The sequence below is a fragment of the Bradyrhizobium campsiandrae genome (genome assembly GCF_014529705.1).
GTDB lineage: Bacteria > Pseudomonadota > Alphaproteobacteria > Rhizobiales > Xanthobacteraceae > Bradyrhizobium > Bradyrhizobium campsiandrae.
Genome location: NZ_JAANIH010000376.1, coordinates 1 through 245, shown reverse-complemented (window position 1 = coordinate 245; position 245 = coordinate 1). Strand labels below are relative to the sequence as shown.

The following is a 245-nucleotide window of genomic DNA, read 5'->3' as shown; positions in this document are numbered from 1 at the left end:
CAGAAGACCGCGAACGCCGACACCATCCTGCTGCCGATGATGGAGACCAAGACGGCGGTCGAGAACATGGAGGCGATCCTCGACGTCGAGGGCATCGACGGTGTCTATATCGGCCCGTCCGACCTCGTTCGAAAGGGTGACCAGCTTGAAGCCCATGTTGATGGCGCGCGCCGCGCCTTCGGCACCGCTGCAGTGGATGCCCGGGTTGAGGCCGCGCTTGCCGCATTCCTTGATGATCTTCTCGT

The 245-nt window shown here is 62.9% G+C and carries 1 protein-coding gene; it reads left to right on the top strand.

Annotation, left to right across the window (positions count from 1 at the left end; all coding sequences use genetic code 11):
* Positions 1-245: aldolase/citrate lyase family protein (locus tag G8O24_RS44915; protein ID WP_244646463.1), on the top strand; the 245-nt coding region annotated here is incomplete at both ends.